This is a genomic window from Bacillus sp. FSL R5-0286 (genome assembly GCF_038593245.1).
Classification (GTDB): Bacteria; Bacillota; Bacilli; order Bacillales; family Bacillaceae; genus Bacillus; species Bacillus altitudinis.
In genome coordinates, this window is record NZ_CP151977.1 from 1,862,531 (window position 1) to 1,888,712 (window position 26,182).

Annotated in this window: 24 protein-coding genes; 12 read left to right on the top strand and 12 right to left on the bottom strand. The window is 43.1% G+C overall.

Annotation, left to right across the window (positions count from 1 at the left end; genetic code table 11):
- Positions 1-22 precede the first annotated feature (22 nt).
- Entirely contained in the window at positions 23-1,741 is a 1,719-nt protein-coding gene (cysI, locus tag NST24_RS09455; RefSeq protein WP_342462608.1) for an assimilatory sulfite reductase (NADPH) hemoprotein subunit, read from the top strand.
- Positions 1,742-1,769: 28 nt separating this feature from the next.
- Here cysI and NST24_RS09460 read toward each other — a convergent pair whose 3' ends face one another.
- The 10 genes from NST24_RS09460 to NST24_RS09505 all read right to left on the bottom strand — a co-directional run bounded on the left by NST24_RS09460 (position 1,770) and on the right by NST24_RS09505 (position 13,973).
- The gene (locus tag NST24_RS09460) at positions 1,770-3,704 is read right to left on the bottom strand and encodes an AMP-binding protein (protein WP_342462609.1); all 1,935 of its coding nucleotides are present in this window, start codon (positions 3,702-3,704) and stop codon (positions 1,770-1,772) included.
- 14 nt (positions 3,705-3,718) lie between these two features.
- The gene (locus tag NST24_RS09465; protein WP_342462610.1) at positions 3,719-5,242 is read right to left on the bottom strand and encodes an acyl-CoA carboxylase subunit beta; all 1,524 of its coding nucleotides are present in this window, start codon (positions 5,240-5,242) and stop codon (positions 3,719-3,721) included.
- An 18-nt stretch (positions 5,243-5,260) separates the two neighbouring features.
- The gene (locus NST24_RS09470) at positions 5,261-6,040 is read right to left on the bottom strand and encodes an enoyl-CoA hydratase (RefSeq protein WP_047947138.1); all 780 of its coding nucleotides are present in this window, start codon (positions 6,038-6,040) and stop codon (positions 5,261-5,263) included.
- A gap of 15 nt (positions 6,041-6,055) precedes the next feature.
- Positions 6,056-6,961: a hydroxymethylglutaryl-CoA lyase gene (locus NST24_RS09475; protein ID WP_342462611.1), complete on the bottom strand. Its 906-nt coding sequence runs from the start codon at positions 6,959-6,961 to the stop codon at positions 6,056-6,058.
- 12 nt (positions 6,962-6,973) lie between these two features.
- Positions 6,974-7,189 (bottom strand): acetyl-CoA carboxylase biotin carboxyl carrier protein subunit, encoded by a 216-nt coding sequence (locus NST24_RS09480; protein ID WP_017367387.1) that lies wholly within the window; start codon positions 7,187-7,189, stop codon positions 6,974-6,976.
- Positions 7,186-8,535: an acetyl-CoA carboxylase biotin carboxylase subunit gene (locus NST24_RS09485; protein WP_041507175.1), complete on the bottom strand. Its 1,350-nt coding sequence runs from the start codon at positions 8,533-8,535 to the stop codon at positions 7,186-7,188. The genes NST24_RS09480 and NST24_RS09485 overlap by 4 nt, the downstream gene beginning before the upstream one ends.
- 8 nt (positions 8,536-8,543) lie before the next feature.
- Positions 8,544-10,181, bottom strand: coding sequence for an AMP-binding protein (locus tag NST24_RS09490; protein ID WP_342462612.1), 1,638 nt, complete (start codon positions 10,179-10,181; stop codon positions 8,544-8,546).
- Positions 10,182-10,223: 42 nt separating this feature from the next.
- Entirely contained in the window at positions 10,224-11,366 is a 1,143-nt protein-coding gene (locus NST24_RS09495; protein WP_024718287.1) for an acyl-CoA dehydrogenase family protein, read from the bottom strand.
- Between the two features lie 159 nt (positions 11,367-11,525).
- Positions 11,526-13,061 carry a family 10 glycosylhydrolase gene (locus NST24_RS09500; protein ID WP_342462613.1) on the bottom strand — a complete coding sequence of 512 codons (1,536 nt, stop codon included), beginning with the start codon at positions 13,059-13,061 and terminating at the stop codon, positions 11,526-11,528.
- A 24-nt stretch (positions 13,062-13,085) separates the two neighbouring features.
- Positions 13,086-13,973, bottom strand: coding sequence for a tyrosine-protein phosphatase (locus NST24_RS09505; RefSeq protein WP_326111952.1), 888 nt, complete (start codon positions 13,971-13,973; stop codon positions 13,086-13,088).
- A 90-nt stretch (positions 13,974-14,063) separates the two neighbouring features.
- On the opposite strand from NST24_RS09505, the gene NST24_RS09510 reads away from it, so the two are divergent.
- Positions 14,064-14,816 carry a DeoR/GlpR family DNA-binding transcription regulator gene (locus tag NST24_RS09510; RefSeq protein WP_017359514.1) on the top strand — a complete coding sequence of 251 codons (753 nt, stop codon included), beginning with the start codon at positions 14,064-14,066 and terminating at the stop codon, positions 14,814-14,816.
- A gap of 121 nt (positions 14,817-14,937) precedes the next feature.
- Positions 14,938-15,327: a tautomerase family protein gene (locus NST24_RS09515; RefSeq protein WP_342462614.1), complete on the top strand. Its 390-nt coding sequence runs from the start codon at positions 14,938-14,940 to the stop codon at positions 15,325-15,327.
- A 33-nt stretch (positions 15,328-15,360) separates the two neighbouring features.
- On the opposite strand, the gene NST24_RS09520 is transcribed toward NST24_RS09515, so the two are convergent.
- Positions 15,361-15,915 (bottom strand): branched-chain amino acid aminotransferase, encoded by a 555-nt coding sequence (locus tag NST24_RS09520; RefSeq protein ID WP_251210671.1) that lies wholly within the window; start codon positions 15,913-15,915, stop codon positions 15,361-15,363.
- A 125-nt stretch (positions 15,916-16,040) separates the two neighbouring features.
- Here NST24_RS09520 and NST24_RS09525 point away from each other — a divergent pair, with 125 nt between their 5' ends.
- From NST24_RS09525 to NST24_RS09550, 6 genes are all read left to right on the top strand, one after another.
- Complete coding sequence (locus NST24_RS09525) at positions 16,041-17,174, top strand: sugar diacid recognition domain-containing protein (protein WP_342462615.1); 1,134 nt, start codon at positions 16,041-16,043, stop codon at positions 17,172-17,174.
- Positions 17,175-17,251: 77 nt separating this feature from the next.
- Positions 17,252-18,661 carry a glycolate oxidase subunit GlcD gene (gene glcD / locus NST24_RS09530; protein ID WP_024719419.1) on the top strand — a complete coding sequence of 470 codons (1,410 nt, stop codon included), beginning with the start codon at positions 17,252-17,254 and terminating at the stop codon, positions 18,659-18,661.
- The gene (locus tag NST24_RS09535) at positions 18,658-19,998 is read left to right on the top strand and encodes a (Fe-S)-binding protein (protein WP_342462616.1); all 1,341 of its coding nucleotides are present in this window, start codon (positions 18,658-18,660) and stop codon (positions 19,996-19,998) included. The genes glcD and NST24_RS09535 overlap by 4 nt, the downstream gene beginning before the upstream one ends.
- Before the next feature lie 69 nt (positions 19,999-20,067).
- On the top strand, positions 20,068-21,564 hold the full coding sequence (locus NST24_RS09540) for a spore germination protein (RefSeq protein WP_342462617.1): 1,497 nt from the start codon (positions 20,068-20,070) through the stop codon (positions 21,562-21,564).
- 12 nt (positions 21,565-21,576) lie between these two features.
- Positions 21,577-22,677, top strand: coding sequence for a GerAB/ArcD/ProY family transporter (locus NST24_RS09545; RefSeq protein ID WP_342462618.1), 1,101 nt, complete (start codon positions 21,577-21,579; stop codon positions 22,675-22,677).
- Positions 22,674-23,774 carry a Ger(x)C family spore germination protein gene (locus NST24_RS09550; RefSeq protein ID WP_342462619.1) on the top strand — a complete coding sequence of 367 codons (1,101 nt, stop codon included), beginning with the start codon at positions 22,674-22,676 and terminating at the stop codon, positions 23,772-23,774. The genes NST24_RS09545 and NST24_RS09550 overlap by 4 nt, the downstream gene beginning before the upstream one ends.
- Positions 23,775-23,817: 43 nt before the next feature.
- Here NST24_RS09550 and NST24_RS09555 read toward each other — a convergent pair whose 3' ends face one another.
- Positions 23,818-24,048, bottom strand: a complete 231-nt coding sequence (locus tag NST24_RS09555) for an excisionase family DNA-binding protein (protein ID WP_008346618.1) — start codon at positions 24,046-24,048, stop codon at positions 23,818-23,820.
- A gap of 155 nt (positions 24,049-24,203) precedes the next feature.
- Between NST24_RS09555 and NST24_RS09560 the strand changes: the two genes are divergently transcribed.
- From NST24_RS09560 to NST24_RS09570, 3 genes are read left to right on the top strand one after another with little or no spacing between them, the layout of a single operon-like run.
- Positions 24,204-24,623, top strand: a complete 420-nt coding sequence (locus tag NST24_RS09560; RefSeq protein WP_342462620.1) for a GtrA family protein — start codon at positions 24,204-24,206, stop codon at positions 24,621-24,623.
- Positions 24,624-24,627: 4 nt separating this feature from the next.
- Positions 24,628-25,509 (top strand): UTP--glucose-1-phosphate uridylyltransferase GalU, encoded by an 882-nt coding sequence (galU, locus tag NST24_RS09565; protein ID WP_039167895.1) that lies wholly within the window; start codon positions 24,628-24,630, stop codon positions 25,507-25,509.
- 53 nt (positions 25,510-25,562) lie between these two features.
- Positions 25,563-26,165, top strand: coding sequence for a DedA family protein (locus tag NST24_RS09570; protein WP_007499192.1), 603 nt, complete (start codon positions 25,563-25,565; stop codon positions 26,163-26,165).
- The last annotated feature ends 17 nt before the right edge of the window (positions 26,166-26,182 follow it).

Genomic DNA, 26,182 nt, shown 5'->3' on the forward strand with positions numbered 1-26,182 from the left:
AAAGAAAGGAGCTTTTACTTACATGGTGAAGACAGCATTAACAGCGCCGGATGGACCTCCGAGCGACGTAGAGGAAATCAAAGAAAAAAGTGATTATTTACGGGGTACGTTAAAAGAAGTGATGCTCGATCCGATTTCAGCGGGAATTCCGGATGATGACAACCGTCTGATGAAGCATCACGGCAGCTACTTACAAGACGATCGTGATCTGAGAAATGAACGACAAAAACAAAAGCTTGAGCCTGCCTATCAATTTATGCTGCGTGTCCGTCTGCCTGGCGGAATCGCCACATCTAAGCAGTGGCTTGTGATGGATGAGCTTGCTCACAAATACGGAAACGGTACGTTAAAGCTGACGACTCGTGAAACCTTTCAGCTTCACGGTATTTTAAAATGGAATATGAAAAAAACCATTCAAGACATTCATTCTACTATGCTTGATACAATTGCTGCTTGCGGCGACGTGAACCGGAATGTCATGTGTACATCAAACCCCTATCAATCAGAAGTGCACCATGATGTATACGAGCTGGCGAAAAAATTAAGTGATGACCTGCTCCCACAAACAAGAGCCTATCATGAGATTTGGCTTGATGAGGAAAAGGTTGCGGCAACGCCAGATACGGAAGTTGAACCGATGTATGGTCCGCTTTATTTGCCAAGGAAATTCAAAATTGGTGTGGCGGTCCCTCCTGCTAATGACATTGATGTTTTTTCGCAGGATCTAGGCTTCATTGCCATTATCGAAAACGATCAACTGGTCGGTTTTAATGTCGCAATTGGCGGCGGAATGGGTATGACGCATGGTGATAAAGCGACTTATCCGCAGCTTGCAAAGGTCATCGGCTTTTGTACACCTGAACAGGTCGTAGAAATTGCCAAACAAGTCATCACCATTCAGCGTGACTACGGAAACCGTTCCGTGCGAAAAAATGCCCGCTTTAAATATACGGTGGACCGCCTTGGTCTTGAGAATGTAAAAGAAGAGCTTGAGCGCCGTCTTGGGTTTACTCTTTTAGAGGCAAAGGATTATCACTTTGATCATAACGGTGACCGTTATGGCTGGGTAAAAGGCATCAATGGCAGATGGCATTATACGATGTTTGTGGAAGGCGGACGCATCACAGATTATGATGATTATCCGCTGATGACAGGCATCCGCGAAATCGCCAAAGTTCATACAGGTGACTTCCGTTTAACCGCCAATCAGAATTTAATCATTGGGAATGTGACAACTCATAAAAAGAAACAAATCGAACAGCTCATTCAGAAGTTTGGTTTATCAGACGGCCAGCAGCACTCTGCCCTGCGCCGCAGCTCAATGGCTTGTGTATCTTTGCCAACTTGCGGTTTAGCGATGGCTGAAGCAGAGCGCTACCTTCCACGATTGATTGATAAAATCGAAGACATCGTTGAAGAAAATGGATTAAGTGATAAAGAAATCACCATTCGAATGACTGGTTGTCCAAATGGTTGTGCTCGTCATGCGCTTGGAGAGATTGGATTTATCGGAAAATCACCTGGTAAGTATAATATGTATCTTGGTGCCGCATTTGATGGCAGCAGATTAAGTAAATTATACCGTGAAAATGTGGGTGAGGAAGACATTCTAAAAGAACTTGGCTCTATTCTCCCCCGCTACGCAAAAGAACGAGAAGAAAATGAACATTTCGGCGATTTTGTCATTCGGGCAGGGATTGTGAAAGAGACAACAGATGGAACGAATTTTCATGTGCAATAAAAAAAGACAGGAACCATCCTGTCTTTTTTTATTTTTTCTGTTTCTTATTTAAGTATTCGGTCAGACTCTTATACACATCTGGATTGTCTAATGAAGATAGATCGGGTGAAGGCTGCTTTTCATACGCCCCTTTAAGTAAACGCCGTACGATTTTTCCATTCCTTGTTTTCGGCAAAGCTGAAATGAGATGAACTTCTTTTGGTGTGAGCGCTTTTCCGGCATGTGAACCAACATAGGCTGAAAGCTCTTGGATAAGGGCTGCTTCTTCAAAAGCATGCGGACTGGTCACGATGAAACAGACGAGCGCCTCCCCTTTCACCTCATCCTTTACCCCAATCACAGCGGCTTCATGCACGGCAGGATGCCAGGTAAGGATGGATTCAATTTCAGCTGGCCCGATGCGTTTCCCTGCTGTATTAATGACATCATCCGATCTGCCGGTGATGTGGAATTCTCCGTCCTCTGTTTGCATGACCCAATCTCCGTGTGTCCATACACCATCAAATCGTTTGAAATACGTATCTTCATAACGCTCCGGTTCGTTCCAAAAACCACATGTCATGCCGACCCATGGCTTTTTCACCACAAGCTCCCCTACTTCATTCATCACGCTTTGCCCAGCTTCATTGTATACATCTGCCGCCATTCCTAAGATTGCCGCATTAAAGAGAATCGGTTTGATGGGGCGAAGCAGCGTACTGCCTACAATGCCACCAGAAACCTCGGTTCCTCCTGAATAATTTAAGATTGGAATGTTCTTTTGACCAATGGTGTGAAATAACCATTGCCACGGAGCTTCATTCCATGGTTCCCCTGTAGAAATAATGGCTTTGACATGAGATAGCTCGACCCCATCAATCGTTTGCTGCATCGCAGAACGAACAAATGTAGGGGAAAGTCCAAAATGAGTGACTTTCTTCTCGTGGATGAATGACCAGAGCTGCTGCTCATCTGGATAATCGGGAGCGCCGTCATATAAAACGATGGCAGCTCCATTGATCAAGCCGCCAAAGACGAGGAATGGCCCCATCATCCAGCCCATATCAGTCAGCCAAAACAGCCGGTCTCCTTTTGCCACATCCATACATAGCCCGGCATCAAAAGCTGCCTTTATCGGAAAGCCTGCGTGTGTATGAACGGCTCCCTTAGGTGTGCCGGTTGTGCCTGACGTATACAAGATCATCAGCGGGTCTTCATTTGTGACATAGGTCGCGCCGGTGAACGGCTGTTCTTTTAACAAATCATTCAGCAGGACATCGTCCTGATATCCGGTATGAGAGGAAGTGTGCACAATCACTTTTTGCACAGTTGTGGTTTTGTTGATGGCATCCGCCACACATTCCCGCATGTTGATCGTTTTCCCTCGCCGCATCATTTCATTCGCTGTGACGACAATGGATGCGCCTGACGCACGAATGCGTACAGCGAGTGGCTCGCTTCCATAGCCTGAGAAGACTGGGCTGAAAATAACACCAATCTTTGCAAAGGCAAGCATGACGGCGACCGTTTCTGGAAGCATTGGCATATAGATGATGGCTACATCCCCTTTTTGAAGTCCTTCTTTCAAAAAGCCAGCTGCAAGACGGCTCACTTTCTCTTGAAGTTCGAGAAATGACCATTTCTTTTCTTCACCGGCTTCATTGCTCCAAATGATGGCGGACTGATGCCTCGTCTCTTCTTTTTCAGCCCATTTGTCCACAGCCGTTTCGGTGATGTTTAGTATGCCGCCCTGATACCATTTCGGCCACATCAATGAGTGGTGACCTAATGCCGCTTCATATGGTTTTTTCCACTGAATGCCGACCGCCTTTTCCGCTTCTCTCCAAAACCAGTCTGTGCGTGCAATACTGGCTTGATAGAATGAGTCATACGTAGAAAAACCAAGAGATTTCATCCACTGATACAAACGTGTTTTTTGGCTCTGCTTTTCTTCCGGTATCCATTCTGGTTTCTGGTTGATCATGAGGTCTGCCCCCTTTAGACCGGATAGACCGGATGTTTTCGTTTCGTAAATGTCATGTCTTTCGATGAATAGGCTACTAATCTATGACAAAGTTCCGTTCTGAGACGGTCAAATGGGATGACGCCATCGACAATCATTTCAGAGGCAAGCTCATAGATATTCATATCTTCCTGGTATTCCTTCCGTTTCTCTTGTATAAATGAAGCCCTCTCTTCGGGCGGTAGTTCTGCAATTTTATTTGCATAGACGGCATTTACAGCGGCTTCTGGACCCATCACAGCGATTTGCGCCGATGGAAGAGCGAGACAGCAGTCTGGCTCAAAAGCAGGGCCTGCCATTGCATATAGTCCTGCTCCGTATGCTTTACGGACGATGACGGATATTTTCGGAACGGTCGCTTCTGACATAGCGGAGATCATTTTTGCCCCATGACGAATAATGCCGGCTTGTTCCACTTTTGTTCCAATCATAAATCCTGGTATGTCCGCAAGAAAGAGCAGCGGGATATGAAAGGCATCACAGAGCTGAATAAACTTGGCGGCTTTATCAGCTGAGTCGTGGAATAATACGCCGCCTTTGACTCTTGGCTGATTGGCAATGAGACCGACAGGCTGACCGTTCATTCTGCCAAAGCCGGTGATTAACTCTGCGGCAAACAGCTTTTTGATTTCAAAAAATGACCCTTCATCAATCAGTAAATCGATGAGTTGATACATATCAAATGGGGTATTCTGGCCTTTAGGGATTAAGTCTTGGATAGTGATTTCAGATGGTTTAGGTGCTTTTGCTGCTGTCGTTTTTGGTTTTTCTGTATAGTTGGCAGGCATATAGGTTAAATAATCATGTGCAATTTGAATGGCCTCTTCCTCTGTTTTGGCTAATATATCTCCGCATCCAGAAATGCTACAATGCATTTTCGCACCGCCCATTTCCTCAAGCGATACTTTTTCACCGATCACCATTTCAGCCATTCGCGGCGAGCCTAAATACATAGAGGCATTTCCTTCGACCATGACGACAATGTCACAAAAAGCAGGGATATACGCACCACCGGCTGCAGAAGGACCGAATAGTAAACAAATTTGAGGAATGCGCCCAGACAGCTTGACTTGGTTATAAAAAATGCGCCCTGCTCCTCTTCTGCCTGGGAACATTGCGATTTGATCAGTGATTCTTGCACCCGCAGAATCGACTAAATACAGCATAGGACAATTGAGCTTCTCGGCCGTTTCTTGAATTCGAATGATTTTTTCTACTGTTTTGACACCCCACGATCCTGCTTTAACCGTAGAGTCGTTTGCCATGACACAAACAGTCTGCCCATTCATACGCCCGGTTCCGGTGACGACACCATCTGCTGGTAAATGTTCATCTTTGCACTCTGCAAACATGGCATCTTCAATGAAAGAATCCTCATCTAACAACAAATGGAGCCGATCACGGACAAATAATTTTCCTTTTTCTTTGTTTTTTTGATGGTAGCGTTCTGCCCCGCCCTTTTCAATTCGTTGTTTTTTTAATTCATATTCTTCGATCATAAACATTCCCCTTTCTTGCTATTTCCCTCTGTAATAAGGCGTTCGTTTTTCTTGAAAAGCCTTGAGACCTTCTAGTCGATCTTCTGTATGAATAAGCCGCAGATAAGCTTCGTATTCTTTCGTCAGCCCTGTTTGTAAATCGTGATCAAGGCTGGATTGAATGGCTTGTTTTGCTTCTTTTAAAGCGATCGGCCCATTTTTGGTGATTTGTTTTGCGAGTGTGATGGCATCATTCATCAGTGAATCGGCTGTAGAGATACGTTCAATCAGCCCAATTTGAACGGCTTCTTCTGCTCGTAAAGAAGTGCCTGTGAAGATCATTTCTTTCGCTTTCCCGGGTCCGATCAGGCGCGAAAGTCTTTGTGTGCCCCCTGCTCCCGGCAGGATAGCTAGTCCTGTTTCCGGCAGGCCGAGCGCTGCACCCGCTCTTGCGATGCGGAGATCACAGGCGAGCGCGAGCTCAAGACCTCCGCCAAGTGCGTGTCCGTTTATCACGGCAATGACAGGAACAGGCAAAGATTCAATGTCTGTAAAGGTTTGCTGAATGGTCAGAACGGCTTCTTTGGCTTCTTGTTCTGTCATCAATCGCCGTTCTTTTAAGTCTGCTCCTGCGCAAAAAACTTTAGCGCCAGCTCCTGTCATGAGCAAACAGCGGATGTTTGCATCATGTTTGATTTCTTGAATCGTTTGGTTGATTTCCTCTAGCATAGCAGCGGAGAGAGCATTGGCTTGTGCTGGTCTATTTAATGTCATGATGCCAATGTGATCTTGTATTGAAAAATTGATCAATGAAGTCATGTGATTCACCCTTTATCAAGTAGTGTGAGACTGAAAAGCGCGTAAACAGTGACTTGGCAGGGTTCGATCCACTTTTGCTTCAATCCATTCAGCCGCTTTAATCAAGCAAGGGAGGTCGACATTTGTTTCGATCCCGAGTTTGTGAAGCATGTGCACCACGTCTTCTGTCGCCACGTTTCCGCTGGAGCCAGGTGCATAAGGACAGCCGCCAAGCCCCCCGCTAGAGGCATCAAATATGGTGATGCCGGCTTTTAATGCTGTATAAATATTGGCAAGCCCCATTCCTTTCGTATCATGAAAATGAAGTGCGATTTTATCAGCAGGAAAGCGTTCAAGTAAAAGGTCTAACCGTCTTTCTACTTGCAGCGGATGGGCTTCCCCAATGGTATCCCCAAGTGATATTTCATCAATGCCGAAGGACAGCAGCTGTTCCGTTAATCGCAGCACTTGGTCCATCGGCACTTGTTTTTCATAAGGACATCCAAACACGGTTGAAATATAGGCCCGCGTTTGCCGTCCTTCTGCTTTTAAATCGGCTGTCATTTGTTTGATCACAGGCAATGTTTCCTGTATAGATCGATTCATATTCTTTTTGTTATGTGTCTCACTCGATGAGATAAACATAGCCCCTACCTCAAGGTTTGCTTCAAAAAAATGAGCTAATCCTTTTTCATTTGGGATGAGTGCGGCATAGGTGATATCCTCTTTTTTGTTTAATGATTGGGCTAATTCTTTGGCGTCTTTTAAGGCTGGAACCCATGTCGGATGAACAAATGAGGTGACTTCAATATAAGGAAGATGGGCTTCTTCGAGTAAATGGATCCATGTTCGCTTCTCCATTGTGTCCAGCCAAACGGATTCATTTTGTAGTCCATCGCGCGGGCCGACCTCTCTAATGAGCACGTTTTTTGGTAATGCCATGCGGCTTTCCCCCTATTCTGTCAGCTCCAAAAGTACCTCTCCCTCGTCAACAAATTCCCCCTCCGCCTTGTACACTTTACTGATCACACCTGCTTCTTCTGCAACAATGGGAATCTCCATTTTCATCGATTCTAAGATGGCGACTTCCTGTCCTTTTTGCACATCATCACCCTGTTTCACAAGAAGCTTCCATAAGTTTCCGGCCATTTGTATCGTGACAGTTTTCATGAACGGTTTTCCTCCCTTTTTTTCATCAGATAATCGGTTGTGATGCGGCCATGTAAAAAGGCGGTTGATTCGGCCATTTCCTTTAAAAGCGGTACATTGGTTTTGATCCCTTCTATTTCATATGCTTGTAATGCTGCTTTTAATCGTTCTATGGCGAGTTTTCGAGTATCACCGTACACAATCATTTTCGCAATCATTGGATCGTAAAATGGGGTAATGACACTTCCGCTCGTGACGCTTGACTCATGACGGATATATGGGGCATCAGGTGTAGAAAGCCGAGTGATCGTGCCTGGCGAAGGGTAAAATGTCACAGGGTCTTCAGCGTATATTCTAACTTCAATCGCGTGCCCAATTTGATGAATATCCTCTTGGCTGAAGGACAGGGGCTCTAATGCGGCAATTTTTAGCTGCTCCTCGACAAGGTCAATCCCGGTAATTTCTTCTGTGACAGGGTGTTCTACTTGCAATCTCGTATTCATTTCTAAGAAATAAAATTGCTGGTTTTGATCGACTAAACATTCAATCGTGCCCGCATTTTCATACCCAATCGCTTTGGCAGCTTTGACGGCCATCTGTCCCATTTGCTGTCTCACCGTTTCTTCAAGACAGACGGCTGGTGCCTCTTCAACAATTTTCTGATGTCTTCTTTGGAGTGAACAATCTCTTTCAAATAAGTGAACGCCGTGACCGAACGAATCAAAAAGAACTTGAATTTCGATGTGCCGTGCGTGTTCAATCACCTTTTCCATGTATAAAGTACCGTCTTGAAAGAAACTTTGTGCTCTTTTTTGATTTCCTTCAAACGCTCGATGCAGTTCTTCGTCGTTGCGGACGAGCTGCATACCAATCCCGCCGCCACCACTCGATGCTTTTAGCATAATGGGATAGCCGAGTGTCTGTGCTTTATGAACACCTTCGTCTGCATCATGGAGTGGGGCTGAAACACCAGGAACGATTGGGATGCCCGCTTGTTCCATCGTTTTTCTCGCTTCAATTTTATTTCCCATCTGCTGAATGACTTGTGCAGATGGTCCAATAAAGGCAATGCCTTCGCTCCGGCAGCGCTCAGCAAATGCCGCATTTTCTGATAAAAGACCATATCCCGGGTGGATAGCATCAGCATTTGTTTGTTTGGCAACCTTAATGATCGCTTCCATGTTTAAATAGCTTTCAGAAACTTTAGCGCCGCCGATATAATAGGCGCTGTCTGCTTCTTGCACATGAAGTGCATGCTGATCAGCCTCTGAATAAACGGCAACGGTTTTGATTCCGAGCCGTTTACATGTCCGAATCACTCTACGGGCAATTTCGCCTCGATTGGCGATCAATACTTGTTCAAACATCGCTGCCTTCACTCCTTTATTAGATCAAGCGCCTGCTTTTTCAAGCGGAATTTCTGAATTTTGCCTGAGGCGGTCATTGGGTACTCATCTGTAATGAAAAAGTATTTCGGGATTTTGTAGCGTGCCATTTGCGACTGACAATAGCTCGTTAATGTCTCAATTGAGACCGACTTCCCTTGTTTCAGCCGAATGAATGCGGCTGCTTCCTCGCCGTATGTCTCGTCAGGAATACCAACAACCTGTGCGTCAAGAATGGCAGGGTGAGTGTATAGGACATCCTCAATCTCTTTTGGGTACACATTCTCTCCGCCTCTGATGATCATATCTTTGAGCCGGCCTGTGATTTTCACATAACCGTCATGATCCATCTCAGCTAAATCCCCTGTATGAAGCCATCCGTCCTCATCAATGACTTCATTTGTTGCTTCTTCGTTTTTATAATAGCCCTTCATGACATGGTAACCTCTTGTACAAAGCTCCCCTTGCTGTCCTCTTGGCACTTCTTCTGACGTTCCTGGTAAGGCAATTTTGACTTCAATTTGAGGAAGCGCACGTCCGACCGTTTGAACGCGTCTTTCAAACGAATCATCGGTTCTTGTTTGGGTAATGACGGGTGAACTTTCGGTTTGACCATAGGCAATCGTGAGCTCTCTCAGTCCCATTTTTTCAATGACTGCTTTCATGACGTGGGATGGGCAGAGTGAACCGGCCATAATCCCCGTTCGTAATGTGGACAGGTCATAAGAGTGGAAATTTGGATGATCGAGCTCTGCGATGAACATGGTTGGTACACCGTGAAGAACGGTGCATTTTTCTTTTTCTACTGTTTGAAGGACTCGTTCTGGATGGAAAGATTCAAGTGGAATGATCGTTCCCCCTTTTGTGAGACAAGCAAGTACACCAAGAACAGAGCCGAAGCAATGAAAAAACGGTACTGGGATACACATACGGTCCTGCTCTGTTAATTTCATACAATCTGCGATCTGACTCGCATTACAGACGATGTTTGTGTGGCTGAGCATGACGCCTTTTGGATAGCCGGTTGTGCCTGAAGTGTACTGCATATTAATAACGTCATCAGGCATGAGCTCATTCATTCGCTTCTCCCATTGATGATCTTCGGTTCTTTTGGCTGCCACTTGAAGACGATCCCAGCTGAGCATGCCGTTTGGTACATGCTGACCGATATAGATACATCTTTTTAAATAAGGAAATTGTGTGGAAATGATCTCCTCTTGATGAGCGGTTTGAAGTTCTGGAATCAGCTCTTCAAGCATGTTGACATAGGACGTTTCTTTAAAGCCGTCTACAATAAACAACATTTTGCTGTCAGAATGCTTGAGTAAATAGGCGAGTTCCTGTGATTGAAAATTGGTATTCACAGTGACAAGAACAGCACCAATGGAGGCGCAGGCAAATTGAAGAATGAGCCATTCAGGTATATTTGGTGCCATAATGGCGATGTGATCTCCCTTTTGAACCCCTAATGCCATGAGACCTTTTCCTGTTTCCTTGACCTCTTGATAAAACGCTTCGTACGAATAACGTAAAGAACGTTCTGGGTAAACAATGGCTTCATGTGCTGGGTGCTGTTCTTTTTTTTCTCTTAATAGGGAGCCAATCGTTTGCGGGTGAATCGACATCATTGCTTTCCTCCCTTATGTGTAGTAAGCGTTTTCATTAAGGTATTACGCTAACAACTGTCTTGCGATCACGAGCCGCTGAATTTCAGAGGTCCCTTCTCCGATTTCCATGAGCTTGGCATCTCTCACAAGCCGTTCAACACCGCATTCTTTCATATAGCCTGTTCCGCCATGAATTTGGACCGCATCAAGACTTGCTTTTGTGGCCATTTCTGAAGCAAACAGTTTGGCATAGGCCGCTTCTTTTGTAAATGGTTTGCCTTGATCTTTCAGCCAAGCGGCTTTCCAGACCATTTGTCTTGCAAGCTCTATTTGCATCGCCATATCCGCCAGCTTAAACTGAATGGCCTGGAAGGATGAGAGCGTCTTTCCAAATTGCTTTCTTTCTTTTGCATAGGAAAGTGAAGCATCAAGTGCAGCTTGTGCAATTCCGACAGATAAGGCTGCAATGGAAATTCGTCCGCCGTCCAATGTATATAAAAATTGCTTGAATCCTTTCGATTTGTCTCCCAATATATGATGCGCTGGTACACGCACTTCGTCTAAAATGATTTCAGCCGTATCTGAACCGCGAACCCCCATTTTGTCATATGGATTTGTAATTGAAAGTCCCTTTTGCCCTTTCTCCACAATAAAGGCGGAGATGATCGGACGTCCGTTTTCATCATGATCTGTCACAGCGGTGACAATAATCGTTCTGGCATAATTGGCATTGGTGATCCAGCACTTTTCCCCACTGATGACATATTCTTGTCCGTCTTTAATGGCTTTTGTTTTTGTTCCTTTTGCATCTGATCCGGCGTTTGGTTCTGTTAATCCGAAGGAGCCAAGCGCTGTTCCAGAGGCTAATGGAACAAGATGGTCCATCTTTTGCTCCTCCGTGCCGAAGTAATAAAGTGGACTTGCGCCTAAGGAAACCGCTGCGGCATAACTTAAACCTGTACTGGCACACTGCTTGCCAATTTCCTCGACTGCCAGTGCATAAGAGATCGTATCTCCTCCAGAACCTCCATATTTCTCTGGAAAGGGTATACCCATAAAACCGAGCTCCCCCATTTTTTGAAATGTGTTCACCGGAAATACTGCCTGTTCATCAACTGTTTGGGCGTGTGGTGCAATTTCTGTTTTTGCAAATTCTTTGACCATCTGACGGATCATTTGCTGCTCTTTCGTTAATTCAAAATCCATTTTGCTTCCCCCTTTGGCGCTTTTCTATCATATTTATTATTGAAATAGCTACTTCATGCCAAGCTTGCTTGAATTCAGAAAATTAAAATAAAAATAGTAGAAAAATAGAGAAAGCAAAAAAGCATAAACGGAGGAAACCCCTCATTTATGCTGTCTTTGTTATTTTACTGTTTTTGTAGAAGGTTTGCTTTCATGATGAAGGCGATTGAGTGCCGTCACTTTATAGGTATAGCTCTTCTTTTGATTTGCTAAAATGTCTTTCGTTTGTGTGAAGGAACCTGTTTCTTTTCTGACCGTTTGCACAAATTCGTATGTCCCTTTATGCGACAATCGATAGACTGCATAATAGGATGCACTAGAGCGCGGATCATTTTGTATCTGTAAAACTGCACCATCCTCTGTCTTTTTCACAGATTGAATGATTGGTTTTTTTGGCGCTTTTTGATGAAGCCATGGCATCTCTGGTATGAGAGCCGGTTTGCTATAGGTTTCTTCTATTAATCGTTTCTTTACATTCAAGGGATTCCGATTGATATCTTTCAGACTAAAATGCATGCTTCCTTGTACGAGCTGTGACTGCCTGTTCAGCTCGATCTGGCGAAAATACTCCTCGGGATCAGACCAAGCAGGATCACTGTTTTGATTGATTTTATACGTCGCTTGACCAATGTACAAGTGAACAGGCTGCCCCTTCACTTCATTTGACCACCATTTCGTCAGCACATCATAGGCAGCGGGCTGAAAGCCGATACTCCAATAAATTTGCGGGGTGATATAATCAATATGGTGCTGCTGTATCCACTCTCTTGTATCAGCATACAAATCATCATAATTGGTCATCCCGGCTGTTGTGTTTGAACCGGTTGGGTCATCTTTTATGTTGCGCCATACACCAAATGGGCTAATACCAAATTTCACATACGGCTTTTCTTTCTTAATGGTGTTATTGATCTGCTTCACTAGCTCGTTCACATTATCTCTTCGCCAATCTTCTATATGAGTGAACTTCTGCCCGTAAGTTTCATACGTTTCTTGATCTGGAAATGGCACACCAGCGATTTTATTCGGGTAAAAATAATCATCCATATGCACTGCATCAATATCGTAGTTTTTCACTACTTCCTCTATCCCGTCAACAATGAAGTCCTGAGCATCAGGAATGCCTGGATTAAAGTAAAGCTGATTTCCGTAGGCAATGGTCCACTCAGGGTGTGCTTTTGCAGGATGATCGGCTGATAACCGGTTGAGATCGGTATGATTCATGGTGATTCGATAAGGGTTAAACCAAGCATGAAATTCAAGGCCACGTTTATGTGCTTCTTCTATCATAAATTCAAGCGGGTCATATCCAGGGTCTTTCCCTTGTGTACCAGTCAAATATTCAGACCATGGACCAAATTTTGATGGATAAAAGGCATCTGCTGTTGGTTTAATTTGCATGATGACGGCGTTCATATTCATCGCTTTGATGTCGTCTAACAGTTGAATGAACTCTTGTTTCTGCTCATCTGCGGGTAGTCCTTTCTTTGAAGGCCAATCTAAGTTATAAACTGATGCGACCCACACTGCACGCATCTCTCTTGTGCTCTCAAGCTTCCCTTTTGGCATCGAACGAGCTAGACTGCTAGACGGAATCAATAAGAAGACACCCATGAAAACTAGTGTCAGAACCGTCATACTGATCTTTTTCAGCATGTTTTGCATCACCTCATATTAAGTTTATTCTGCGTTTTGTGATGGAATGCCAGCAGATGGTGTAAGCAAGATGTTTTTTACTTTAAGCAGCTGAGCTTTAGGGACGTCGCAGGCTTCTACTAAATACCGCTCTGCATTTCCGTATGTATCCATCATCTCATTCAGTACATCTTCAAGATAATCTTGTTGCACACCGAGGAGGGGCTGAATTTGTTCTTTTGACACCCGATATAAACTCATCATGCGAATAAATTGTTCTTGTCTTTTCACTAGCATTTTCACGCCTTCATTGGAACGCATGTATTCACTTAAAACGGTATGCACCGGCACACCCGCTGCTAATTGAATAAGAGCAGATAAAAAGCCTGTACGGTCCTTTCCGCTTGTACAGTGAAGCATAAGCGGATAATTTTTTTCATCGGACAGTAATGTAAACAATTGCTGAATCTCTTTTTTTCGCTCATAGAGCATGCTTTGATATACTTCTTTCATGATCGGTGTAAAGGATAGAGATTTTCCTTCTGCTATTAGCATACGAAACATGGTCCATTTGCTAGGCATCATGCTGTCAGGCTGCATAGGGATATGAACAATTTTGTCATGTTCCATGATCTTTGGCGGGTGTGATTTTCGTTCTGAGCTTGTACGTAGGTCACAAATCGTTTGAATTCCAAGTGTTGAGAACGTCAATATATCTTGCTTCGTGAGACGTGATAAATCGGCAGAGCGATAAATCATTCCTTGTTTGATGACCATCTGATCCGTTGTTTGGAGTCCCCCTACTTCTCTAAAATTTGCAAGCTTTGAAAATTGTATATTGTGTTGATTCATAGAAGTGAAAATCCTTTCTATCCTCTTTTCTCTATCATACGCTTTTATGAAAAATGAGAAAAGATAAGAGAAAAAGATCATTCGATTCTCCCATGTTGATCAGTGACATCTTTTACGTGGAATTATTGTTATAATAGAATCAGCATATTCGTATTGATTGGAGATTGTAGCATGATAAAAACAAAACGTATTCAGCAAATAAAAGAGTATGTATTTGACCGGGAATCTGCCTCTCTTGATGAGCTTGTGACGCATTTTGGCGTCTCAAAAAACACCATACGCCGAGATGTACAAGCATTGGTAGAATCCGGCGTGCTAAAGAAAGTGTACGGCGGCGTCGCTGTGAATCACTCAACATTGGTGGTGTATCAGGAGCGAAAGACTCGTCAGCTGAGTAAAAAACAATTGATCGGACAGGCTGCCGCTGCTTTTGTTGAACATGGTGATATGATTTTTGTTGATTCTGGTACAACGACACTGGAGATGCTTCCCTATTTGAAGGAGAAACGGATTACCGTTGTGACAAATAACGTGGATTTCATTACACAGGCTATGCCTTATGAACACCTCACCATCTTTTCAACCGGCGGTATGCTAGAGCGAAAAACAAATTCTTTCGTTGGTTATCAAAGTGTTGAGCGTCTAAAAGCATACAATGTCAATAAAGCATTTATTGCATCAACTGGTTTATCCATTGATCATGGCGTCACGAATTCCTCCCCGCTTGAGACAGATATTAAAAAAACGCTCGTTGAAAAAAACGCCAAAACCTTTTTATTAGTCGATGATAGTAAGTTCGACCATTATGCCTTAACCACGTTTTGTGACTTAAAAGACATAGACATCGTCGTGACGAATGAACAACCAAATGAAGATTACCTTCAATATGGAAAAGAGCATGATGTGAAATTTGTCACGCCTTAGTCCAGAGCAAAAAAGCCAAGCGCCAATGTTTTGGCTTTTTTCTTATGCGCAAAAGAGTGAAACGGCGAAGTGTTGGTTACATTATGATTGTACATTTAACACATGTTTGGAGGTTGACCTGATGCCGTTGTTACGTTTTGACGTGATAGAAGGCCGTTCAAAAGAGGAATTAAAAAAACTGCTGGACACTTGCCATGAAGCAATGGTTGATGCCTTTGGGGTACCTGAACGAGATCGCTATCAAATTGTTCATCAGCACCGCCCTGAAGAGATGATTATTGAAGACACTGGGCTTGGTTATCCGAGAACAAAGGATCTTCTTGTCATTAGTGTTGTCAGTAAAAAGCGGACGAAAGAGCAAAAGGAACAGCTTTATGCACAAATCGCAGAACGTATAGAAAAAGAATGCGGGGTTGCCAAGACGGATGTGATGATCTCCATCGTGGAAAATGGAGACGCCGATTGGAGCTTCGGGATGGGTGAGGCTCAATTCATAAGAGGATTGCTCTAAAAAACGGCTCAGGAATGTGAGCCGTTTTTTGATTCATTCATTTTCAAGCTGCATGAGCAAGTTGAATAAATAGTGGTACACTGCTGAGATCACACCAATTAAAGGCGTATCTTCTTTGATGTCTTCTAGTTCAAGAAGCGGAATGTTGATATCAAATAACCCGTCTTGTCCATTAAATTGAAGCTGAGCACCATTTAATGTTGAGAGCATCTCTTTTAGTAATCCAGTATCTTTTTTAGGACGCTTCAATCCGAATAACACGGTATACGTCTGAAATACTTCATCCCATTCTATGGCAAGTCCGTCGGCTCTCACCACATCAAACCACTTCGACTCGATATAAATGAATTCTTTTTGTTGTTTTTTTACGTATGTAAGAGGTGTATTTAAAAAGGAAGCATTTTCTGTTTGAATCATTTCCTCCGATTCCTTGTCTACACGTTCTATATAAACATCAGCAAAGCGTGCTTCTTCTGTCATTTTTGCCCCTTCTAGCGGCCAATTTTGACTTGCGGCTTTGTTATATTCAAAGTCGGTGAGCGCCTGCCCTTCTTTCAATAAATCTTGTAAGCGATTTTGCAGTGACATGACTGTATCTCCTTTCATCTACTTCATATGCGTTTTTTATTTTAGCATAACACATGAAAAGAAAGATATGCCTGAGCATATGATGGTATGATAGTGTAAAAAGAAACATCTCGGAGGGGACCGTTTTGCTCACAATGACACTGGCAGAAAAAATCGTAGATGAGGTCAAAAAGGTACTGACGGAAGAAATCATCATCACACAAACAAACGGTACCATTATTGCTGCAACAGATCCAGCACGCATTGGTCAATTTCATGAAGGAGCATATGTCACATCCTTAGAAGGGCAGAAACGAATTCTCACAAAGGATGATGTGCTTCAGATGAAAGGCGTCAAAGCCGGTATCAATCTGCCTATTTATTTCAAACAAGAAGTCATTGGGGTCATTGGAATGACAGGTGATCCAAGGCATGTCTCCCCTTTTGGCGACATTTTACGGAAAATGACGGAGCTGCTCATTCAAGAGCATGAATTCTTTCAAGAAACGGAAACAGATGAACGGCAGCTTGAAGCATTTGTATTCGACTGGCTTCATCTGCCAGAGACAGCGGTTGGTATGACCGAGAAGGCGCAGCTGCTTGGCTTTGATGTCAACAAGCAGCGTGTCGCTATTCTCATTGATTGTCAAGACGAATCGTTTATGAAGCAGGATCAATACAAACTGATGAAGGACAAATTGCAACTCACCAATCAGGAGATCATTGTGCGCTGGGGGCATGCACGTTTTTTGCTCCTGCTACAAGCCACACCAGATGGTCGTGATACATGGCACAAGCGCTTGTTCCATATTCATGCTGCGCTCACAGCGCTGTCACCATCGAGGATTTTAATGGGGGCAGGAAAACCAGCAGCTTCTCATGTCATGAAGCAGTCCTTTCATCAAGCTTTTCGCGCTTTAAAATTGGCACATGCTGAAACACCGATTGTGTTTGATGAAGATTTGACGCTTGAACTTTTTATGGAGGAAATCAGTCAGGAAACAAAAGATGCGTTTCTTGATCGAACGATTGCGTCCCTTTTCCCCTATCCTGAACTAGTGAAAACATTGCGGGTTCTCATCGCTTCGGATTACTCATTGAAACATACAGCAGAAGCTATGCATGTCCATATTAATACACTTCATTACAGATTAAAACGGATTCAGGATTTAACGACACTTGATCCAAAGCGCATGCAAGATGCGATGCTTTTTTATTTGGCCTTGCTGCTTTTAGATCATGATACAAAAAATACGATAAAACAGCCTGATATTTTGTAGAATCGTCTATAGTCATGTGACGGTTCTTTTTTTATACTGGTAGAAACGAGACGTTAAATGAGCGGGAGTGATTGTATATGCTAGATTCAGAATTTTCAAATCAATTAAAAGAGATTGTCGGTGCGCCCAATGTCCAAGACAGCAAGGCGGATCGTCTTGCCTACTCTTATGATGCGACACCAAATTTTCAACAGATGCCAGATGCCATCGTGACACCTCGCACGGCAGAAGAAGTGCAGCAAATTGTGAAACTGTGCGCCTCTTACAAGGTGCCGATCGTCCCAAGAGGCTCAGGGACGAATCTGTGCGCAGGAACATGCCCTACTCAGGGCGGATTGGTGATTCTCTTTACTAGAATGAATCAATTATTAGAAATAGACGAAGAAAATTTAACCGCAACGGTGCAGCCTGGCTTAATTACGCAGGAATTGATTCATCAAGTAGAGGAAAAAGGTCTCTTCTACCCGCCTGATCCAAGCTCTATGAAAATTTCCACATTAGGCGGCAATATTAACGAAAATTCAGGGGGACTGCGGGGGTTAAAGTATGGAGTGACAAGAGATTATGTCCTTGGGCTTGAAGTGGTTTTGCCAAATGGTGACATCATCAAAACAGGCGGAAAGCTTGCAAAAGATGTCGCTGGCTATGATATGACTCGATTGTTCGTTGGTTCAGAAGGAACACTCGGGATTGTCACAGAAGCAGTGCTAAAGCTCCTGCCGCTTCCAGAAACGAAACAAACAATGCTTTGTTTATACGAAAGCCTTGAAGAAGCTGCGACTTCTGTATCGGCCATCATTGCTGAGCGTATCATTCCTGCTACATTAGAATTTATGGATCAGCCGACCCTTGAAGTCGTTGAAGATTTTGCAAACATCGGCCTACCCACCGACGTTCAAGCTGTGTTATTAATTGAACAGGACGGCAACCCTGAAGCTGTTTCTCGTGATATCCAAAAAATCGCAGAAGTCTGTGAGCAGCACGGGGCTAAAAGCGTCAAGATTGCACATTCAGAAGAAGAGGCAAGTGCGCTCTTAACAGCGAGACGCTCTGCTTTATCTGCCCTCGCTCGATTAAGTCCTACAACGATTTTAGAAGATGCTACCGTTCCCCGGTCTGAAATTGCCAATATGGTTCGTGCAATCGAAGACATTGCACGAAAGTACGAGGTGAACATTTGTACGTTTGGTCATGCAGGTGATGGCAACTTACACCCCACTTGTGCGACAGATGCAAGAAATGAAGAAGAAATGAAACGTGTAGAAGCTGCCTTTCAGGCCATTTTTGAAAAAGCCGTTGCACTTGGCGGCACCATTACAGGCGAACATGGCGTGGGTCTCATGAAAGCCCCCTATTTGGAGCTGAAGGTCAAAAAAGAAGGAATCGCTGCCATGAAGGCGATTAAACAGGCACTTGACCCGGCAAATATCATGAACCCAGATAAAGTGTTTGGAAAAGCCTCAAGAAAGCGAGTGGTGGTCTCATGAGTTCTTCTTCTAAGCAAAAAGAGATCCAGCAGCAGTTTCAGGAGCAAATGGATGAAAAGGAGCTGCTTAATTGCATGCGCTGCGGATTCTGCCTCCCTTCCTGCCCTACCTATATTGAATCTGGACAACAAGAAACGCACTCTCCTCGGGGCCGAATTGCGTTAATGAAAGCTGTAAGAGATGGCGTCATTGAGCCAGATGAAGATGTTGAACATTCCCTTAATCTTTGTCTTGGCTGCCGTGCATGTGAACCAGTCTGCCCTTCTGGCGTCAAGTATGGACAGTTGCTAGAAGATGCCAGAGACATTATTCAACAACATAAAAAACAATCATTTCCTGTCAAATTGATGAGACGTGTTGTGTTTAAAGGTCTCTTTCCGTCACAAAGTCGTATGCGACAAGCTGCTAGTTTCCTTCGATTTTATCAAACATCTGGTCTGCAAACAGCCGCCAGGAAGACGCGCATACTGAAGGTGCTTCCCTCCCATTTACAGTTGATGGAACAGGCACTTCCAAAGGTGCCGCCTCAAAAGAAAAAACGTTTGAATGAATATAAAGCCATTGGTCAGGCAAAAAAACGGGTGGCGTTTTTTACTGGCTGTTTAATGGATACAGTTTTCTCAAACACAAACAAAGCGACCATTCATCTCTTGCAGCTGGCAGGCTGCGATGTGATCGTTCCTCCTATACAAACGTGCTGCGGTGCGCTTCATGGTCATAGCGGAGAAAAAGACCAAGCAAAACAGTTAGCCAAGCGGAATATTGAAGCATTCGAGGAAACAGATGCCGATGCGATCATCATGAATGCAGGCGGCTGCGGTGCCTTTTTAAGTGATTACGATCATTTGCTTCAGGATGACCCAGATTTTCAAAAACGAAGTAAAGCCTTCTCACAGAAAATAACCGATATATCAAGCATCCTTGTGGAGCTGGAGTTTCACCGCCGCGTGCCACTGGTTTTGCCAGCGCAAGTGATCACCTATCAAGACTCCTGTCATTTACGAAATGGGATGAATGTACAACAGGCGCCGAGGGTGCTCATGAAAGCCATTCAAGGGGTAACGTTTAAAGAAATGAAAGATGCCGGCCGCTGCTGCGGATCTGCAGGAATCTACAATATCTTGCAGCCAGACATGTCGATGCAAATTTTAGATCATAAAATGATGGAAGCGAGCAACACAGCTGCAGCTGCCATTGTGACGTCGAATCCAGGCTGTCAATTACAAATGGCAGCAGGCGTCAAAAAGGCAGGACATATGCCTAGCATGAGAGCGATTCATCTGGCTGACTTTTTATTAGAAGCCGTTCAATATGGAAAAAAAGCGTCCAGCTCATGAAGCTGAACGCTTTTTTTATGCATATCTTCAGACGATTGGTTGGATAATAGAGGAAAATCGCGGAAGGAGATGGTTCAAGTGCTGAAGAAAAACAAATCAAAACAGAAAGACCCGAATTCAGTATTTGAGGCACTATCGCGTTCCTCTGATTTTATCAATGAATTATCAAGTTCCGGAGGTTTCCTTTATAGAATTTCTTTTTTTCGTCCTTTAATTAATGGCAATCTCCTTCATGAACAAATCTTGCCTTTTATTCAGCAATTGCATCTGACACCCACCCTTGAAGAGCTGAAAGAAAACATCCCAATCGAACAAGCTGTGATTACGAGGGATCTTCAAAAAGTGGAAGAAGCTCTTCATCGAGGCAGTATTGCTGTTCGAATTGAGACAGACTGGGGCAAAGCGCTCCTTTTGCCGATTGAAGAAAAGAAAGGCAGACAAGTGAGCCAACCTGAGATTGAATTCGGGATTATCAGTGCGCAGGAAGCCTTTGTGGAAGGGCTGGATACAAACTTAAACTTGCTCAGACGCAGGCTGCCCACTCCTGACCTTAAAGTAGTTGAACACACAGTTGGTACCCTTTCTCAAACGAAAGTAGCCGTTGTATACATAGAGAATATCGCCAACCCGCAGAACATTGAAACCGTTCTTCAGCGGATTCAAGATGTTGACTATGACCAAATTCTAGATTCTAATTATCTTGCGCAAATGCTTTATGATGTGTCCAATACAATCTTTCCATTGTTTTTAAATACAGAACGGCCAGACAGGGTTTCCTCAGGTTTAACGGAAGGAAAAATAGCCATTATGGTTGACGGTTCGCCTCATACCCTGCTTGCACCTACAATTTTACTCGAGTATTTTTCTACAATGGAAGACTATAACATGTCTTGGATCGCAGCATCCTCCTTTCGGCTGTTACGCATTTTTGCTGTAATTTTTTCTATTTTTGCAACCCCTTTGTATGTAGCTGTTTTAACGTTTCACTATGAACTGATTCCTAAGGACTTATTAGAAACGATTGTCGCATCACGCTATCTCGTTCCCTTTCCGCCTATTATTGAAGCATTATTTTTAGAGATATCGATTGAGCTACTTAGGGAAGCCGGGTCTCGCCTTCCTGCAAAAGTCGGACAGACGCTCGGGATTGTTGGAGGTATTGTGATCGGACAGGCTGCGGTTGCAGCGGGATTAACAAGTAATATCCTGCTCATTATTGTCGCATTATCAGCTCTTGCCTCTTTTGTCACCCCTATTTATAAAATGGGGACAACCATTCGTCTCTTACGTTTCCCATTCCTTTTTGCTGCACAAGTGTGGGGAGCGCTAGGGATTTCGCTGATGGGGGCTTTTCTTCTTACACATTTAATGAAATTAACGTCTATAGGCCAGCCTTACTTAGAGCCAATCTTTCCACTTCGATTGGCCGATTTAAAGGGTAGTTTGATTCGGCCACAACTCCGCTTTTTGAAAAAGCGTCCAGAAAATTTACGCCCGCAAAATGAAACGATACACCGCCAGAAGCCAAAGCAAGGGCGTAAGGGGAAAAATGATTTTTATGAATAAGGAAGTGAAGGCATGAGCTCTTCTTCTGTGAAAGAAAAATTTCAAGTGTCCCCTTTTTTTGTGTTTTTTCTGATCAATGCCAGTCAAGTTGGTGTTGGTATTTTAAATTTCCAGACGAATCTTGTCCGGACGATTAATAATGATGGGTGGATCGCCATTTTAATTGCTGGTGCAAGCGTCAATTTGATGATTTTCCTCATTTACTTTTTGTTTAAAAAAGCACCTACTGACGAATTTAGTGACATTACGCAATCTGTGTTTGGTAAATGGCTCGGACAATTCATCAACATTCTCTACATTTTGTATTTTTCTTCATTGTCTTTGATTGTGCTTGTTCATTATATGGATGTGATCCATGTTTGGCTGTTTAAAGAAATTCCTGGTCTTTTATTTGCATCAGTGCTGCTCATCCTCGTCTATTACATTCACACAGGCGGATTTAGAACAATCGCTGGCTGGGCATTCTTTAGCATTGTTCTAACGTACTGGATGACCTTTATCTGCTTTTATGTCATGAAATATAGTCACATCCGGTTTATGTTCCCAATGTTTGATCATTCATTTTCACAACTCATGATGGGGGTCAAAGATGCCTCTTTATCCATGTTTGGTTTTGGAACATTGCTTGTCTATTATCCCTTTATTAAAAAAGCACAAACGTCGCAAAAATTTGCACATATGGGAGTGTTGCTAACTACATGCCTGAATTTGCTTGTATTTCTCGTCTCTATAGCGTACTACTCAAGTGCTCAGCTCGAACTAACGAAATGGCCAACATTGACATTAACCAGCATTGTCAAACTTCCGTTTATCCAGCGCTTTGAATTTATTGAAGTGTCGCTATGGCTTTTGCTTATCGTTCCAAATATCGCTATTCCATTATGGGCAGCCAGCAGAATGGCAAAACAAGTGTTTCACACGAGCCAGCGCACCACGTTAATAGTTCTCAGCCTTTTCATTCTCGTCATGTTTTCATTTTTTATTAGAGCTACCTCATTTGAGACATTTAATAAATGGGTGGAATATAGCGGATACATCCTCATCTATGGATTGATTGGATGTATGATCATTGGGCTGCTGCTGAAAAAAAGGTGGGTGAAAAAACGAACATGAAACATTCTATTCTGGTGTGTCTCATGTTATTGAGCCTTTTCTTAACGAGCTGTGCACAGCCTCGTCTCTTAGATGAATTAAGTATCTCGCAGGCGGCGGGATTTGACTTATTGGAAGATGGAGAAATGAAGGGCTTTTTTGTTTTCCCTGTTTTTAAAAGCGAAGAACAAGGAAGCTATCAAATTGTAAGTGCTAAGTCAAATACCATTAGTAATATTCAGTTTCTTGTTTCGGAAAAATCGCCTTTCCCCGTTGTCATGGGACAAGTACTCGTGATTTTAATAAGTGAAAAGCTGGCGAAAGAAGTGGGTATGATTGATTTGATGAATTACATCTATCGTGATCCGATCATTGGGTCTCGTCAAGTATTTGCCATAGTAGACGGAGAAGTTGAAGATTTATTGCATACAAAAATGAATCAAACCAACTTAAATATCGGTGTATATCTTTCAGATTTACTGGCTCAAAACATGCGAAACGGCAATCAACCTGTGACCAATCAGCATATTTTTATGAATCAGATGATGGCAAAAGGCGTGGATGCCTACCTCCCTTACATTAAAAATACAAGCAACTCTATTAAAGTGTCAGGTGTCGCTCTTTTTGATCAAGAAAAAATGGTTGGGCATATTCCAGGGGAAGATACGTTTACGTTTAAAGCGATGATTGAAAATCATAAAAACGGGATTTATGAGTTTCGATTTAATGACAAAAAGAAAACCCATGTTGTTATTGAAAATATCAAATCACATGTGTCTTATCACATTAAACCAACTGAAAACCTTTCAAAAAAGCCTCATATCACCATTGATATCAAGCTGAAAGGTGAGTTAAAAGAATTCATGAAATCAAAAAAAATCGATACGCCTTCTATCTTGCAGCATGTTGAAAAAGAAGTGGAGAAGCGTGTGGCCCAGCAAGGGCAAGACCTTGTTCAATCCTTTAAAAAGCAAAAAATTGATCCACTTGGACTTGGTTTGAGGTATCGCTCTAAAGATAAAGCCATGACACCGGAGGAATGGAAAAAACTCTACCCTGATGCAGATGTCCAAGTGAATTGTCATATGAACATTGTCCAAACGGGTGTCAGCCAATAAAAAAGACTGTATGAAAAGGTCCTCCCTTCTCGTACAGTCTTTTTTAATCTTCATCTTTTACGTCCGGGTCCTCAGGGATTGGTTCATTTAAGATGTCTTGAATGAGCTCTTTATATTGTTCTAGCTGTTTCATATGGGTTTGAAACTGCCCTTGATAAATGAGATACGATTCCCCGTCAAATACGTAACGAATCTTTTTTTGCTGGATTAATTTTTCAACATATGCTTCTGATACTTCTAAGTATTCAGCTGTTTCTCCAATTGTTAAATACATGCATGTGCACCACCGTTCGTTTCATCTTACAAATTATATCACGAGCTGGTGAAAAAACAGATATCGCTTGTTCATGTTTTTTTCATCTTTTCTTCACTGATTCGTCAACTCGCTTTTGTACAGTATTCATACACCCACTCAAACACTAGGAGGTGATGATCCTTCGCATGACAAAGAAAAATATTCGGACCTATGCCACATTTTTAACTATAGGCGCAAGCAATACGATGATTGACTTTCTGTTCTTCTTTTTTTTCACTGCTTGCTTTGTTCCCTCTTTTCTTGCACAGTGCCTGTCCTATACAGCAGGAATGCTGAACAGTTATGTTTGGAATCGAAAATGGACGTTCCAAGTAAAAAAGAAAGCGGACAGGTGGGAATGGATCAAGTGGGCCACAGTCAACGGCGTCGCGTGTCTCCTCACCTATGTTGTCTTATATGTCATGCAGCAAGCAGGCTTCTCATTATTCATTAGTAAAACGATTGGTACCCTTCTTGGCATGATGATCACTTTTACTGGAAGCCGCCTATGGGTGTTTCCATCAGAAAACAAACGATCAGAAATGGAGCGATGATTCAATGAACATTAAAAAAGCCGTTATACCAGCAGCCGGATTAGGCACACGTTTTTTACCCGCAACGAAAGCACAGCCAAAGGAAATGCTGCCGATTATCGACAAACCCGCCATTCAATACATAGTTGAGGAGGCTGTTCAATCAGGCATTGAAGATATACTGATTATCACAGGAAGAAATAAAAAATCGATTGAAGATCACTTTGACCGTTCGATTGAGCTAGAACACACGTTGCTTGAAAAAGGAAAAAAAGAACAGCTGGCTGAAATCAAACATATTGCGGATATGGCCAATATTCATTATATTCGTCAAAAGGAGCCCTTAGGTCTTGGACATGCGGTATTATGTGCACGTCATTTTACTGGCAATGATCCTTTTGCGGTCCTTTTAGGTGATGATGTCATGGTGTCAGAAAGACCTGCACTCTCTCAGCTCATGGAAGTCTTTGAAGACAAACAAAGAGAGGTCATTGGCGTCCAGCAAGTGGATCGTCTAGATGTCAGTAAGTATGGTATGATAAGACCAGCTAGAGTAGACGGTCAAGTGTTTGAAGTCACAGACTTAGTGGAAAAGCCAGCTATTCATGAAGCTCCTTCCGATTTAGCCGTGATGGGCAGGTATCTGTTAACACCATCGATTTTTCCTATTCTACAAGGAATTGAAAGAGGTGCTGGGAACGAAATCCAGCTGACAGATGCCCTGAAAATCATTGCACATGAATCACCCATTTATGCAAAACAATTAGATGGGATGAGATTTGACGTTGGTGATAAGCTGGGCTCATTTAAGGCAGCGGCTGAAATTGGATTGATGCGTCATGATATGCGGCCAGCCATGCTAGCATATATGCAAAGCATACTCATGAGAGAAGCAAAACAAGCATAGGCTCTTATAAGGATGCTTGAAGAAAATTCGTATTTAAAGGCAGAGTGAAATGAATGGGAACCTTGTTTAATGAAATTTTAACCTGGCTGACAAGCCTTGGTTACGCAGGTGTTGCACTTGGACTGATGATTGAAATTATTCCGAGTGAAATTGTACTTGCCTACGGCGGATATATGGTGTCAACAGGAAGCATTGGATTTGTTGGAGCCGTCATCGCTGGGGTTATTGGAGGAACACTTGCCCAGTGCTTTATTTACTGGATCGGCCTTTACGGCGGAAGACCTTTTTTAACAAAGTATGGGAAGTATTTATTCATCCATGAGCATCATATTGCCACGGCAGAACGCTGGTTTGACCGATATGGAACTGGTGTCGTATTTACAGCTCGTTTTATCCCAGTCGTGCGCCACGCGATCTCGATTCCAGCTGGTATTGCAAAGATGCCATTTCTCAAATTTGTTCTTTTGACCGGATTAGCCGCCATCCCTTGGTCCATCCTATTTATTTATCTTGGAATGCAGCTTGGGACAAAATGGGACCACATTCAAAGTGTCGCTCACACGTATACAACACCAATTATGGTCATTGCCATCGTTCTGATCGTACTGTATTTCGTTTTGAAAAAAATTCGCACAAATCGAAAACGGACAATCTAACAAAAACGCCTTTCACT

Excerpts from the sequence above, each read along its gene's own strand:
- NST24_RS09555 (WP_008346618.1), bottom strand. The coding sequence starts at position 24,048 with ATGTATTTAACAATTGGAGAAACAGCTGAATACTTAGAAGTATCAGAA.
- NST24_RS09570 (WP_007499192.1), top strand. The coding sequence starts at position 25,563 with ATGGGAACCTTGTTTAATGAAATTTTAACCTGGCTGACAAGCCTTGGT.
- NST24_RS09540 (WP_342462617.1), top strand. The coding sequence starts at position 20,068 with ATGGTTCAAGTGCTGAAGAAAAACAAATCAAAACAGAAAGACCCGAAT.
- NST24_RS09560 (WP_342462620.1), top strand. The coding sequence starts at position 24,204 with ATGATCCTTCGCATGACAAAGAAAAATATTCGGACCTATGCCACATTT.
- NST24_RS09500 (WP_342462613.1), bottom strand. The coding sequence starts at position 13,061 with ATGCTGAAAAAGATCAGTATGACGGTTCTGACACTAGTTTTCATGGGT.
- NST24_RS09550 (WP_342462619.1), top strand. The coding sequence starts at position 22,674 with ATGAAACATTCTATTCTGGTGTGTCTCATGTTATTGAGCCTTTTCTTA.
- cysI (WP_342462608.1), top strand. The coding sequence starts at position 23 with ATGGTGAAGACAGCATTAACAGCGCCGGATGGACCTCCGAGCGACGTA.
- NST24_RS09515 (WP_342462614.1), top strand. The coding sequence starts at position 14,938 with ATGCCGTTGTTACGTTTTGACGTGATAGAAGGCCGTTCAAAAGAGGAA.
- NST24_RS09520 (WP_251210671.1), bottom strand. The coding sequence starts at position 15,915 with ATGTCACTGCAAAATCGCTTACAAGATTTATTGAAAGAAGGGCAGGCG.
- NST24_RS09470 (WP_047947138.1), bottom strand. The coding sequence starts at position 6,040 with ATGACTTCATTGATCAATTTTTCAATACAAGATCACATTGGCATCATG.
- galU (WP_039167895.1), top strand. The coding sequence starts at position 24,628 with ATGAACATTAAAAAAGCCGTTATACCAGCAGCCGGATTAGGCACACGT.
- NST24_RS09545 (WP_342462618.1), top strand. The coding sequence starts at position 21,577 with ATGAGCTCTTCTTCTGTGAAAGAAAAATTTCAAGTGTCCCCTTTTTTT.
- NST24_RS09505 (WP_326111952.1), bottom strand. The coding sequence starts at position 13,973 with ATGATCTTTTTCTCTTATCTTTTCTCATTTTTCATAAAAGCGTATGAT.
- NST24_RS09460 (WP_342462609.1), bottom strand. The coding sequence starts at position 3,704 with ATGATCAACCAGAAACCAGAATGGATACCGGAAGAAAAGCAGAGCCAA.
- NST24_RS09490 (WP_342462612.1), bottom strand. The coding sequence starts at position 10,181 with ATGATGTCGATTCACCCGCAAACGATTGGCTCCCTATTAAGAGAAAAA.
- NST24_RS09475 (WP_342462611.1), bottom strand. The coding sequence starts at position 6,961 with ATGGCATTACCAAAAAACGTGCTCATTAGAGAGGTCGGCCCGCGCGAT.
- NST24_RS09465 (WP_342462610.1), bottom strand. The coding sequence starts at position 5,242 with ATGATCGAAGAATATGAATTAAAAAAACAACGAATTGAAAAGGGCGGG.
- NST24_RS09480 (WP_017367387.1), bottom strand. The coding sequence starts at position 7,189 with ATGAAAACTGTCACGATACAAATGGCCGGAAACTTATGGAAGCTTCTT.
- NST24_RS09495 (WP_024718287.1), bottom strand. The coding sequence starts at position 11,366 with ATGGATTTTGAATTAACGAAAGAGCAGCAAATGATCCGTCAGATGGTC.
- NST24_RS09485 (WP_041507175.1), bottom strand. The coding sequence starts at position 8,535 with ATGTTTGAACAAGTATTGATCGCCAATCGAGGCGAAATTGCCCGTAGA.
- NST24_RS09510 (WP_017359514.1), top strand. The coding sequence starts at position 14,064 with ATGATAAAAACAAAACGTATTCAGCAAATAAAAGAGTATGTATTTGAC.
- glcD (WP_024719419.1), top strand. The coding sequence starts at position 17,252 with ATGCTAGATTCAGAATTTTCAAATCAATTAAAAGAGATTGTCGGTGCG.
- NST24_RS09535 (WP_342462616.1), top strand. The coding sequence starts at position 18,658 with ATGAGTTCTTCTTCTAAGCAAAAAGAGATCCAGCAGCAGTTTCAGGAG.